The sequence below is a fragment of the Kitasatospora sp. NPDC088264 genome (assembly GCF_040685715.1).
In the GTDB taxonomy this organism is placed as follows: domain Bacteria; phylum Actinomycetota; class Actinomycetes; order Streptomycetales; family Streptomycetaceae; genus Kitasatospora.
The window spans coordinates 48,516-60,980 of record NZ_JBFBIR010000037.1 but is presented as its reverse complement, the minus strand read 5'-3'; the positions used below and the strand labels follow the sequence as shown (position 1 = coordinate 60,980).

At 71.4% G+C, this 12,465-nt stretch carries 10 protein-coding genes and 1 pseudogene; 5 read left to right on the top strand and 6 right to left on the bottom strand.

The features are described 5' to 3' along the window. Window positions 1-8 precede the first annotated feature (8 nt). From AB0O82_RS25475 to AB0O82_RS25465, 3 genes are all read left to right on the top strand, one after another. Window positions 9-1,361: a phosphomannomutase/phosphoglucomutase gene (locus AB0O82_RS25475; protein WP_363586271.1), complete on the top strand. Its 1,353-nt coding sequence runs from the start codon at window positions 9-11 to the stop codon at window positions 1,359-1,361. A gap of 260 nt (window positions 1,362-1,621) precedes the next feature. Then, complete coding sequence (locus AB0O82_RS25470) at window positions 1,622-2,986, top strand: sugar porter family MFS transporter (protein WP_363586270.1); 1,365 nt, start codon at window positions 1,622-1,624, stop codon at window positions 2,984-2,986. 123 nt (window positions 2,987-3,109) lie between these two features. Then, on the top strand, window positions 3,110-4,300 hold the full coding sequence (locus tag AB0O82_RS25465; RefSeq protein ID WP_363586269.1) for a hypothetical protein: 1,191 nt from the start codon (window positions 3,110-3,112) through the stop codon (window positions 4,298-4,300). 132 nt (window positions 4,301-4,432) lie between these two features. Here the strand turns inward: AB0O82_RS25465 and AB0O82_RS25460 are convergent, their stop codons facing one another. Genes AB0O82_RS25460 through AB0O82_RS25450 form a run of 3 tightly spaced genes read right to left on the bottom strand, consistent with a single transcriptional unit; the run spans window position 4,433 to window position 7,518 of the window. Further along, complete coding sequence (locus AB0O82_RS25460) at window positions 4,433-5,833, bottom strand: hypothetical protein (RefSeq protein WP_363586268.1); 1,401 nt, start codon at window positions 5,831-5,833, stop codon at window positions 4,433-4,435. 27 nt (window positions 5,834-5,860) lie between these two features. After that, window positions 5,861-7,078, bottom strand: coding sequence for a phosphatidylserine decarboxylase (locus AB0O82_RS25455; protein WP_363586267.1), 1,218 nt, complete (start codon window positions 7,076-7,078; stop codon window positions 5,861-5,863). Window positions 7,079-7,137: 59 nt separating this feature from the next. Next, entirely contained in the window at window positions 7,138-7,518 is a 381-nt protein-coding gene (locus AB0O82_RS25450; protein ID WP_363586266.1) for a hypothetical protein, read from the bottom strand. A gap of 641 nt (window positions 7,519-8,159) precedes the next feature. Between AB0O82_RS25450 and AB0O82_RS25445 the strand changes: the two genes are divergently transcribed. Beyond that, the gene (locus tag AB0O82_RS25445) at window positions 8,160-8,798 is read left to right on the top strand and encodes a hypothetical protein (protein ID WP_363586265.1); all 639 of its coding nucleotides are present in this window, start codon (window positions 8,160-8,162) and stop codon (window positions 8,796-8,798) included. Between the two features lie 122 nt (window positions 8,799-8,920). Here AB0O82_RS25445 and AB0O82_RS25440 read toward each other — a convergent pair whose 3' ends face one another. From AB0O82_RS25440 to AB0O82_RS25430, 3 genes are all read right to left on the bottom strand, one after another. Continuing rightward, on the bottom strand, window positions 8,921-10,552 hold the full coding sequence (locus tag AB0O82_RS25440) for a glycosyl hydrolase family 18 protein (protein WP_363586264.1): 1,632 nt from the start codon (window positions 10,550-10,552) through the stop codon (window positions 8,921-8,923). A 388-nt stretch (window positions 10,553-10,940) separates the two neighbouring features. Then, the gene (locus AB0O82_RS25435) at window positions 10,941-11,528 is read right to left on the bottom strand and encodes a cysteine dioxygenase family protein (RefSeq protein ID WP_363586263.1); all 588 of its coding nucleotides are present in this window, start codon (window positions 11,526-11,528) and stop codon (window positions 10,941-10,943) included. A 3-nt stretch (window positions 11,529-11,531) separates the two neighbouring features. Next, a complete protein-coding gene (locus AB0O82_RS25430; RefSeq protein WP_363586262.1) occupies window positions 11,532-11,657 on the bottom strand; it encodes a hypothetical protein in 126 nt (41 codons plus the stop codon). A gap of 295 nt (window positions 11,658-11,952) precedes the next feature. Here AB0O82_RS25430 and AB0O82_RS25425 point away from each other — a divergent pair. Beyond that, window positions 11,953-12,465, top strand: a pseudogene (locus AB0O82_RS25425) (S9 family peptidase); the annotation flags it as partial.

The following is a 12,465-nucleotide window of genomic DNA, read 5'->3' as shown; positions in this document are numbered from 1 at the left end:
GGGTGACCGTGTCCGACTACGCGCGACTGGTCAAGGCCTACGACATCCGCGGGGAAGTCCCCGCCGAACTCGACGGCGAGGTCGCGGAACGCATCGGCGGCCTGTTCATCCGCTTCACCAACGCCCCGCAGGTGGTGGTGGCCAGAGACATGCGCCCTTCCTCGGCCATGCTGGTGCGGGCGTTCAGCGACGGCGCCCGCCGGGCCGGTGCCGACGTCATCGACGCCGGGCTCGGCTCCACCGACTACCTCTACTACGCCAGTGGATCGCTCGGACTTCCCGGCGCCATGATCACCGCCAGCCACAACCCCGCGAAGGACAACGGCATCAAGCTGTGCCTGAGCGGCGCGGCCCCCCTGGGGGAGAACACGGGCCTCGGCCGGATCCGCGATTGGCTCGTCGCGGGGGAACGCGCCGCACCCGCCGCGTCCCGCGGCACCCGTACGGAAAGACCACTCCTCAAGGAGTACGCGGCACACCTGCGGCAGCTCGTCGACCTCACCGGGATCCGGCCCCTCAGGGTCGTCGCCGACGCGGGCAACGGCATGGCCGGCCTGACCGCCCCGGAGGTCTTCGCGGGCCTGTCCGTCGACCTCGTCCCGCTCTACTTCGAACTCGACGGCACGTTCCCCCACCACGAGGCCAACCCCATCGACCCCAGGAACCTCGTCGACCTCCAGGCCGAGGTCCGCAGGCAGGGGGCCGACATCGGACTCGCCTTCGACGGTGACGCCGACCGCTGCTTCTTCGTCGACGAAGGCGGTCAGCCGGTCTCGCCGTCCGCCGTCATCAGCCTGATCGCAGGCCGGGAGCTGGCACGGCACCCCGGCTCGGCCATCGTGTACAACCTGATCACCGCGGAGGCCACGGTGCGGAGCATCCGCCGCCACGGCGGACGCCCCTTCCGGTCCCGCGTGGGGCACTCCCACGTCAAGGCGCTCATGGCGCAGCACAACGCCGTGTTCGGCGGAGAGCACTCCGGGCACTACTTCTTCAGGGACTTCTGGCGTGCCGACAGCGGCATGCTCGCCGCGCTCCACGTGTTGGCCGCCCTCGGCGGACAGGACCGGCCGCTGTCCGCCGTGATCGCCGCGCACAGTCGCTTCGCGCTGTCCGGTGAACTCAACTGCGTCGTCGCCGACGTCCCGGCCACGATCCGGGAGGTGGAGGAGCGCTACCGGCACCGGGCCGGGGTGACCACGGACCGGCTCGACGGTCTGACGGTCGGCCTGCCGGGCGGAAGTCGTTTCAACCTGCGCCCCTCGAACACCGAACCGGTCCTTCGGGTCAACGTGGAGGCGCACGACCAGGAGACCATGGAGCACCTCCGGGACGAGGTCCTCGCGTTGATCCGACCATAAGACGTTTCTGACGGTGCGTCGGGGCGTGCTCAGGTTGCGGCCGGTCGGCCGGTGACGCCGGTAGTCTGCTCCCGGATTGCGAAGCGGGTGATCATCTCGGCTCGGTGCCCGGGGGCGGGGCGGTCATCGGCGTGGGCGGCGGATTCCCGGCGGCCTGACCCGGCCTCGCCCCACCCCTGCCTACGGCACTTCGAAGAAGGGCATCCCATGGGCTTGGCCCCGTCCTATGACCATGTCGACGGCGGCGCAGGGGTCTCGCCATGACGGCGCCCGTCCCCCCGGGCACCGCGCGGCTGTTGACCGTGGGCGTCGCCTCCGTCGGAGGGCTGCTGTTCGGCTACGGAATCGGGGTGATCGCCGGAGTCCTGCGGCTGGTCGCCACCACCTTCGCCCTGTCGTCGTGGCAGCAGGGGGCGGTCGTGTCGGCCGCCCTCCTCGGCGCGGCGCTCACCGCCCTCACCAGCGGGCGGCTGGCGGACAGGTTCGGGCGCCGACCGGTCATCGGCGCCGCCGCGGCCGTGTACGCCCTCGGAACGGCGGCTTCGGCGGCGGCCTCGGGCTCCACCGCGCTCCTCACCGGGCGGTTCCTCGTCGGACTCGCCCTGGGGGCCGTCTCGTTCGCGGTCCCGCTGTACATCTCCGAGATCTCTCCGCCCGCCCGACGCGGCGCGCTCGTCACACTGAACCAACTCATGATCACGATCGGGCTCCTGCTGTCCTACGTGGTGGCCTATCTCCTGGAACCCGCGGGGGCCTGGCGCTGGATGCTCGCTCTCGGGCTCCTGCCCGCGTGCGTGCTGATGGCCGGCATGTGCCTGGTGCCCGAGTCGCCGGACTGGCTGCACTCCAGGGGAGACACCGCCCGGGCGGCGAGCGCCGCCCGGCGCCTGTCCCCGCCCGCCCCGGGCGGCACAGCCGCCCGCCCCGGTGGCCGCCCCGCGACGGCGACCGCCGCACGGCCCACCGCCGGCCCCGCGACCGCAACCGTCGCACGGCCCACCGCCGCCCCCGCTGCGAGCCTCCGGCAGGCCTGCGCGCTGGCCGGTCCCCGCTGGGTCGCGCTGGGACTGGCGATCGCCGTCCTGGTCCATCTGACCGGTCTGAACACCGCGATCTACTACGTGCCGACCATCCTGGGCGGAAGCGGCATGACCGCTGCCGGAGGCATCCGGGGAGCTGTCCTGGTCGGACTGTGCAACGTGGCCGCCACCGTCGTCACCATCGCCCTGCTCGACCGGGTCGGCCGCCGGAAGACGATGATCGGAGGGCTGCTGGTCATGGCGGTCGCGGCCGTCGGCATCGCGGTGGCACAGCCGCTCGGGCACACGGGGGCGCCGACCGCAGCGCTGCTGTGTGTCTTCATCATGGCGGGAGCGGTGGGCCCTGCTGCCGTCTTCTGGGTCTACATCGCCGAGATCTACCCGGCGGGTGCCCGCGGAGTCCTGATGAGTCTGGCCACCGCGGCCCACTGGGGAACCGACTTCGTCGTGGCGACCACGTTCCTCCCCCTCGTGCAGGAGCTGTCGCTCGGCGGGGCGTTCGGTGTGTACGCGGCGATCAGCGCGGCGTCCGCCCTGGCCCTGGCCCGCTGGATGCCCGAAACCCGTGGCCGTCTGCTGCTGTGAACGGGACCGGGCGCGAGGCTCCTGCGCTCGCGCCCGGGCTGGGCTTCACCCGCCGCCACCTGACGATGCGCCAGAATTGCCGTCAGCCGAGCAATCAGCCGCGCGTCCCCGAAGGTAGGCATCATGACCCGCTACAGCGTCGACCCGAACCGGCACGAGCTCATCGCCACCTGGGGAACCGGCGAAGGCGACCTCGCCACCCGGATCACCGCCCTCCCGGCCGACGCGGCCGGCGCCACGCTCCTGCGCCTGGCCGGCGCGCTGACCCGCCTGTCGGAGGCGGCCTGGCGCACCTACACCCACCCCGCCAGCGCCGCCGGCTCCCTCGAACCCGACACCGAAGGCTGGCGCCGCGAGCAGGAACGCGACACCTTCAGCGAGGTCGCCGAAGCCGTGGCCGCGCCGAACCTGCCTCATGGCGGCCTGCTCACCGTCTCCTACAGTCCCCTGCTGGAATCCGCCCACCAGGCCGGCCGCGCCCTGCACGCCCTCGACGAAGCCGAGTTGACGAAGGCCGTCCTCGCCGAGACCGTCACCGAACTCACCGCCGTCGAGAGCGCCGAACTCGGCAACCTCACCGGCCGCGCCCAGCAGGCCGTCCTGCTCAGCCGCGAGGACGCCTCCCCCGTCCAGGTCGCCGCCGCCGACCACCTGCTGGAGCAGAACCCCTTCGGCTCCCTCGCCCTCTTCTCCGACGTCGACCCGACCGCCGCCGCCGTCGCGGCCGCGCACTGGCTCGCCGCCGCGGCCGAGGTCGCCGCCGGCGCCTCCGGCCACGACGCCACCGCCGTCCTGCTCGAAGCCGACAGCATCGAGGACCTCCCGCACCAGACCCCCACCCTCGTCCTCGAACTCCTCGACGCCGGCCACACCCCCCACGACGCCGTCACCGGCCTCGTCCGCCACGCCCTCCACATCGCCGACGGCCTCCTCCCCGACCCCGCCGGCCTGCGCGAACAACTCGAAGACCTCGACGGGGCCCTCGACGACTACACCGAGGACTACACCGACGACGAGGAGACCGACCCGGAGGACACCGGCCTGCGCCTCACCCCCCTCGACCCCAGGCGCCCCGCCCGCGACCTCCTCGAAGACCTCCTCGCCGGCATCCACGGCTGCTGGGTCCTCCACACCGAGTACGACGACCTCGACGAAGAGCACCTCGGCACCGATGACGCAGGCTTGGCCGACGCGGGCCCGGACGACGCGGACCTGGACGACGAACGGGCCGAACAGCACCGGCACCACAGCCGCGAGAACTTCGCCCGTCTCGTCCGCGAAACCGCCGCCCGCCACCGCGACCGGCTCCTCTGACCGCACCTCACCGCCCCGCCGGGGACGGCGGGCGACCGCCCGAGTCGTGCGGCCGGCTCCGCCGCCCCCGCCCCCCGCTCCCCGCCCCTCGAGCAGCGGGGAGCGGGGGCAGGGGCGACCCCGACGGTGCGGTCAGCCTCTGCGCAGGCCGCCGTCGCCGCTCTGCTTGCGCGCCTGCTGCGGGTCGTAACCGGGGAAGGGGCGTTCGAAGAGCCAGTTGTAGAGCAGCTCCCGGCAGATCTCCGGCTGGTACGCCGGCACCTGGTGTCCGGAGTCGGGCACGCTGACCTGCGTCAGGTTGCCGTGGCGGCGGACGAATCCCTTCGGGTTCCCCTGGGCCTGCGTCCAGACCAGTCGGGGAGCGTTGCGCCACTCCGCCTGCTCGCCCTCTCGTGTCATGAGGTCGTCCAGGATCTCCTCGGTGCTCCGGTACCCGCAGGCGGCGTCGAAGTTCCCGGTGTAGAGCAGGGTCCGGTATCCCCTTTCGATGATCTGGGCGTACTGCCCGGTGCAGTCCGCCATGTTGTCCCGCACCAGCGCTTCCGCCACCGGACCCTCGTTGTCGGCGCACTGCCAGGTGACGTTCGGCGGGACGTGCAGGGCCTCCTTCACGTCCGCGCTGTTCAGATAGGTACGCAGCGCCCCCATCGACAGGTCGTCCCAGCGCCGCACGTCGTAGACGTCGAAGTTCCCGCCGTAGGCCAGGGTCGTGGCCACCAGGTCGTTGCCGAGTTCGGTGGCCCCCTCCTGGTCTCCCGCGTCGAGGGTGCTCTTGAAGTCCTGGTAGGACTTCTCCAGGGCTTCCTTCTGGCTGATGCCGAGGAAGCCGGCCGCGTAGGCGTAGTCGATCAGGACGCGCAGTGACAGCTCGGGCTTGATCCAGCCGTTGCCGACGGCGATGCCCTGCAAGTTGATGCGCCCGCCCGCGTTCTCCGTGTTCCGCGCGTCGATCTCCAGCGCGATCGCCGGCACGTACTTGCCGGCGTAGCTCTCGCCGCAGACGTACAGCGGGCACTGCGCGTACTCCGGGTGCGCGTCGAGGAACCCCTGGAGGGCGTCGCAGAACATCCGGCCGAGGGCCTCCTCGTCCCGGACGTACTCCAGGGCGTCGTCGGCGTAGCTGTACCCGGTGCCGATGGGCTGGTCCCAGAAGACGACGTGCGCTTCCTGGTTCCAGCTGTGGGGCGAGACCGACACCGTTCCGGCGGCGTCGTCGCCGATGGACAGCGGTCCGTTCTCCAGGAACAGCCCGAGCAGCGAGGAGGCGCCGGGGCCGCCGTTGAGCCAGATCAGCAGGGGCGTCCGGCTGATCAGCTCCTGCTGGTCGTGGACGGCGACGTGGGGGTTGCAGGTCTGGCTCTCGAAGAACCAGTAGAACAGGTGGTTCTTCTTCTGCGGGTGCCGGTGCTCGGTGCTGTCGAGGTGCACGTGTCCGGCGTACGAGCGGACCTTCTTGGTGTCCTCGGTGTGGAAGTCGATGCGCAGGGTGTTGGGGATGTTCGCCGGAATCGAGGTGACGAGGTCTGAGGGCATGGTTTCACCGTCCGTTCGGCAGCGGGCTCAGGGAGCCAGGGGGCGGCGGCGCCGGGACGGCGTGTGGTAGAGGCCGGTGAACAGCCCTTCGGTCCGTTCCACCTGCTCCAGGACGCCGATGCGCTGGCCCTGGAGCAGTTGCAGCGCGGGGAAGCGGTTCTTCTCGAACAGCAGGATGTTCAGCGAGCCGCCGTACATGAAGTTCCCGACGCGCTCGCCCTTGTCCACCTTGACCGGCTCGTCGAGCGAACCCCGGAACTTCTCCTCGAAGTTGACGGAGGCGATCGAGTTGAGACCGACGATCACCTGCCCGACGTACCCCTCGCCGGCCTTGCGTCCGTTGGCGTCCAGGTAGTCCGTGCGGTAGACGAGGTATCCCCGGCGGAAGTCGTCGAACATCTCGTAGTCGTAGCCGTAGCCGACGTTCCCCTTGTTGAGCAGTTCGGGGAAGTCCCGCATCCCGTAGTAGACACCGGGGACGAGGTCGCGGGCCTCGACCACTTCGCCCGCCACCGGGGTGTGGTACCAGTGGTAGCCGTCGGGCATCAGGATGCACGACACCGCCGTGCCGCCGATGAACCTCTGGGCGTAGTCGGAGTCGTCGAGCAGCTGCCTGACGTTCATGGTCACCGTCTTGACCGGGATCGGCGTGTTCTCGGTCAGGTCGTCGACGATCATGTTGATGACGCAGTCGGCCGGGGCGACCACCACGCTCTTGTCGGTCCTGGCGTCGATCGGCCGCCGCGACGGGTCCTTGAGTTCCCGGGCGAAGAACTCGTTGAAGTTCTTCCAGCCACCCTCGGGCTCCTGGAAGTCCTCCATGTGCCGGCCGAGTTGGTCGCGCCACTTCTTGATGAGCACCTTCGACTCCGGCGAGTCCATCTGCAGGCCTTGCAGGTGCGTGAAGTCCGCGAGGATCTTGCGCCCCGAGCCGCTGGTCACGAAGACCATGCCGTAGTCGTTCTCGTAGTTGATCCAGCTGAACTTCTCGATGTAGTCCAGCCCTTCGTGGAGCCCGGGCTGCGAGTTGTACCACTCCGTCAGGAAGGTACACAGGAAGTCGACGTTCTGGTCCTTCCAGTCGCACTGCACCCGCTCCGGGGTGTCGGCCGGGTACGGCACCACGTGCTTGACCGTGGCGTCGTACATGGTCCTGAAGCCCTCGTGGTCCTCCTGGTACCACCGTCTGACCTTCGCGAGCAGCTCGTCCAGGTCGTTCGAGTACGGCTCTTCTTGGTTCGCCATTGCGTTGTCTCCTTCTGATGGAAGTGTCGGCCCCGGCCCTTCCGGGCGATGCGGGCCGGTCAGGAACCGGTGGGGGTGACGTTGCACCGCTCTGCCGGGAGTTCGCTGAGGTAGCCCTTGGCGATGAGGTTGTTGACCTTGTAGCCGCCCTCGAGCCCTGCGGGCGCGAGGTCCGGGTCGAGCCACTCCTGCTCGTCGTTCGGGATGGCCGCCGGCCCGAATCTCTCCTGGGAGCAGTAATACTTTCCAGCCATCGGCGAATCGGTGACGTCGGGCGGCGGCGGGCAGTCGTCGGGAACGGCCGCCGCGGCCCGCACGGGCTGCGCGTTCACCGGCTGCGCGTTCACCGACTGTGCGGCAGCGGCGCCGCCTGCGGCGGTCAGTCCGGTGATCGGGAGGGCGCAGGCCAGGGAGGCGGCGAACATCGTTCGCACACGCATGCAGTACTCCGGTTTCGTGGGGAGGGAACAGAGGGGGCGCCACGGCGGGGAAGGGGGAACAGTCACACGACACAGGCCGCGAGGGGGACGACACACAACAGCCGCCCACACCGCGCGCGATGGCCGGCGGCGGTAGGACGGAACGTCAACTACGGGTGCTTTCCTCGGAATCCGGCGGTTTCGCCCTCGTCCGCGTTCTCCTGACCTCTCCGCCGATTCCGGCGCCGCTTCGAAGTCCGCTACTCCGTACCCTCCCCGGAACCGGCCGATTCCCCGCTCAACCCGACCGGGCTACATCCGGGCGGACCGGCTCGGCCCGAACACCTACGGCCTTCCGGTCCCCTTCCTCGGCTTCCCCGGCGCCGGACGGTGCTCGGCGGTCCGCTCGCGCTGCGGCTGCGCCCGGCCCTCGCGCCGGCCTCCCCCGGGCGGCTGCTGCTGGTGCCGGCAGGCGCGGGCCCGGCGGGTCGCCCGGCCGCCGCCGACCGCTGGAATCGCTCCGTGCCGTCCGGACGGCCCAGCACCGCTCGTGGTCCGGGCGTGCAGAACAAAGCATGGAGAGCACGAACCGGGCGGCTGCGGGCTTGCACGTGCCCACCGACGGCCGAGCGGATGACGGGATGACCGGAGGGTTGTGCGTGATGCGTACGCTGTACACCAGCCAGGGCGGCGGCCCCCGGCTGCCGCGAAGAGTGGGCGCCCTGGCCGCGGCGGCAGGAACGGCCGTCCTCCTCGTGGCGTCGTGCTCATCCGGGAGCTCGTCCGGGCCCGCGACGCCGACGAACGCGGCGGGGGCGACGCTGTCGGAGGCGCCCAACCCGTCGAGCTTCTCCGGGGAGCCGCCCTCCGCCTTCGCCTCCGCGCTGGAGTCGGCCTCGGCCGCGGCGTCCGCGCGCTCGGCCTCGGCGGCGGCCGCCGCCTCGGCGTTCGAGGCATCGGCGGACGCGCAGGCCGCGCAGAACCGGGCGAAGGCGACCGAGGTGCTCAAGACCGTGGAGGGCCCCGGCAACGCCACCTCCGACATCACCCTGACCGGCGTGCCGCGATCCACCACCGGCGGCCTCCACGCCGCCGTCGTGACCATCGTCAACAGCACCCGCGAGGCCGCGTCCTACGCGGTCCAGGTGGACTTCACCGATGCGTCGGGCCACGCCGTCGACTCGGCGATCGTCGGCGCCGAGAACCTGGCCCCGGGCGGGAAGGCCAGTCCGATCGCCTTCAGCCGCCAGCCGGCCGACCTGGCCCTGGTCCCGGTCGTGGTGAAGGCCCAGCGCTACTGAGCCCAGCGCTACCGGGCACACCCCGGCCGGGCAACGCCCGACGTCCCGCCGGCTTCCCGTGCACCGGTGCACGGGAAGCCGGCGGGACGTCAGCAGGACGCCAGCAGGACGTCAGCGGGTGATCAACGACCCTGGAGGGACTTCACGTTGTCGCCGAAGCTCCATCCCTTCGAGCCGTCCCAGTTGAGCGACCACGTCATGAGCCCCTTCAGCGAACCGCCGAACGCGTTCCACGACTGGCCGACCAGGCCCGGGTCCATGTAGCCGCCGCCCGCGCCGGGCTGGGCCGGCAGGCCGGGCACCTGCTTGTCGTAGGGCACCTTGACGGTGGTGCCCTGGATGGTCAGGCCGTTGTTCAGGCAGGTGGTCTGCGCGGTGAAGCCCTGCACGGTGCCGGCCTGGTAGGAGTCGCCGGAGCAGCCGTACATGCTGCCGTTGTAGTACTGCATGTTCAGCCACCACAGTTGCCCGTTGTCGGCGTACTTCTTGACGATCGGCAGGTAGGCGCCCCAGATCGAGCCGTAGGTGACGCTCCCGCCGGTCACGTACGCGGTTTCGGGGGCCATCGTCAGGCCGAAGCCCGCGGGCATCTGCGCCAGCACGCCGTCGATGATGCGCATCAGGTTGGCCTGGGAGGCGGACAGCGTGCCGATGCTGCCGCTTCCGGACAGGCCGGTCTCGATGTCGATGTCGATCCCGTCGAAGTTGTACTTCTTGAGGATCGGGACGACGGTCGCCACGAACCGGTCGGCGACGGTGCTGGAGCTCAGGTCGATGCCTGCGGCGGCACCGCCGATCGACATCAGGATCGTCGCCCCGGCCGCCTTGGCCTGGCACATCTCGGCGGGGGTCGAGACCTTGACGTTGGCGTCCATGCCGTCCTGCCACTGGACGGTGCCGTCCGAGAGGATCACCGGGAAGGCGGCGTTGATGACGTTGTAGCCGTGTGCGGCGATCCGGCTGTCCGTGATGGGGACCCAGCCCATGCCGGGGTGGACGCCGTTCGCGGCGCCGTCCCAGTTCTCCCAGTATCCCTGGAGGACCTTGCCCGACGGCTTGGGCTTCGTGGGGCACGTGTCACCCGGCGCCGGGGTGGTCGGCGGCGGGGTGGTGGGCGGAGGAGTCGTGGGCGGCGGAGTGGTCGGCGGAGGGGTCGTCGGCGGCGGGGTGGTGGGCGGTGGAGTCGTGGGCGGAGGGGTCGTCGGCGTGGGGCTGCTGCCGCCGGGGCCGGTGAGCGACACGTCGTCCGCGTAGTACGCGGGCTGCCCGTACCAGCCGTGCAGGTAGACGGTCACCGAGGTGGTGTTCGGCCCCGTGGTGAAGCCGACGCTGAGCTGGCTGTACGCCGCACTGCTCGGCGTCCAGGTGGACGGGTCGCTGCCGGCGCCGGTGCCGGTGGCGCCCAGGTAGACGTAGCTGCCCTGGACGTAGGCGCTCAGCGTGTACTGGGAGTTGGGCTGCACGCTGACGGTCTGGCTGCACTGGGCGCTGTCCGGGCCGGTCGGCGTGGCCTTGAGCGCGGCGGCCCCGGAGTGGACCGGACTGCTGACGACCGCGCCGGAGCCGCCGGAGCAGGTCCAGCCGGAGAGTCCGCTCTCGAAGCCGGGGTTGGCCACCAGGTTGGGGGTGGCGGCCCCGGCCGTGACGGAGCCGGCCGCGGCGACGCCGGCACCGATGACGGCGACGGCGCTCACCCCGGCGAGGGAGCGCCGCAGGACGCTCGGCCCGTGCTGGGCACGGCTGGTCCGGTTCACCTGCGCCGTGCGTTCCACGCCCGCCCGCGGCTGCGGGCGAGGGGTCCGGAGCGGCTCGCTCCCGGCCGGGTCGCCTTCGGGGCGGCCGGGATCCGGACAGGGTCGGACATCGCCCGACGGACGTGGAGTACGCGACCTTCGACGGAACATGCTGCGTTCCCTTCCCGCCGAACGTCATGGACATGACCGACGCGTGGGGGCGCGACGCCCGGCTGTGGGTGAGGTGGGGACATGTGGGGCTGTGCCGGACCGGATCGTAGGAGGGGCGGCGCAGCTCGTCAATAGGTCTGGACCAATCGCGAGGCGCGGCCCGGTCGACCGGGCAGGGGCCCGGGCGCGGCCGACGGGCCGTCCGGATCGGACGGCCCGTCGGTTCGCTACGGGGCGGTCACCGGGCCAGGCCCTCCGGGCTCCGCCAGCTCACCAGGCGGGCGCCGTCCGGCGGGAGGTCCACGACCTCGTTCCCGAAGACCCGATTGATCGAGCTGCCCCCGTTCAGCGAGATGTCGGCGCCGTAGACGTGCAGGGAGACCGCGCGACCTGTGCCGCCGTTCGACACCCGGTGGATGTCCTCGTCGGGCGGTACGAGGAACTGCACCCGGCCGGGAGAGCAGGTGGTCCGGCCGGACGGCACCAGCACCCGGCGGCCGGTCCTGGAGGGCCGCCACAGCCGGAACGCCTCGTCCACCTCGACGCCCTCCACCACACCTGACACGCACCAGGCGACATGGTCGTGGATCGGAGTGGACTGCCCGGGCAGCCAGGTCAGGGCCACCACGGAGTGCGTCCGTCCGGCGTGCAGCAACCGCTGCGAGTAGCCGTCGGTGCCACCGGCGCACAGGTCGTCGGGCACGATCAGCCCGGACCGCAGGTACTTGCGCAGGGTGTCCGCGGTGAGCTGCGCGGTCAGCACGTCCGCGGCGGCGTAGCGCGCGAGGTCGGAGAGGAACTCGTCGAGGTTGGAGCGCGGTTCCACGGTCTACCGCCCCACCCCGGTGAGCGCGCGCAGCGGCACCGGTGCGGCGATGACGCGGGTCACCGCCACCAGGGCGACGAACAGGCCGATGGTTGTGCCACCGCGCGACGACGCGGCTTGGTCGATCATGGGAATCCTTTTGAGCGGTGCGGAACTTGCCGAAGGCCCGACCGTAGGAATCCATGGCAGACAAGTGATCAACGCGCGGTCGGCGGCGTCGGCGCCGGCCCGCATTCACCTCAGCTGCATTTCGGCCAACTGTGCGAAAGGTCTGTTCGCAGCCACGGCACCCCCTTAGAGTGGCGGCGATCCTCCACAAGTGGCCTTTTCTTCACGCCAGTTCACTGGATCTTCACATCAGTGCACCGGCCTCGGGACGTTCAGCGCAGTCTGTTCCCACCATCGAGCCGAAAGGGCCGGGTCCGTGACGCAGGCGTTCCAGTCCCCCGGCTTCGCCGCGCTGGCGGCCGACCGCGCGGTCGAGACGCGGCTCGTCGACGAGCGCTGGCAGGCGGTGGCCTGGGACCTGAGGACGGGCCGGCGCCGGGTGGTCACCGACCGGCCGGGGGGCGTCCATCTGAGCGAGATCGAGCCGGACGGCGACGCCATCTGGTGGTTCGACGCCGACAACGCCGGGGAGGGCCGGTGGTGGCGCGAGCCGTTCGCCGGTGGCGCGGGCGGCGAGGCGCTGCACGACGTGCCGCGCGGGCGGGCATACGGCGTCGCCTTCGACCGGACGGGCGCGCTCGCCGCGGTGGTCGTCGGTGTCGACGGCGCCTCGCACTGCTACGTCGGACCGCCCGCGGGCGAGGCCCGGCTGATCGGTTCGGCGCCGGGGTACCTGAGCCTGGCCGACCTGTCGCCGGACGGTCGGCTCCTCGCCCTCGGCGGGCGGCCCGACGGGGACGACTCAGTGGTCCTGTGGCCGACAGGCGCG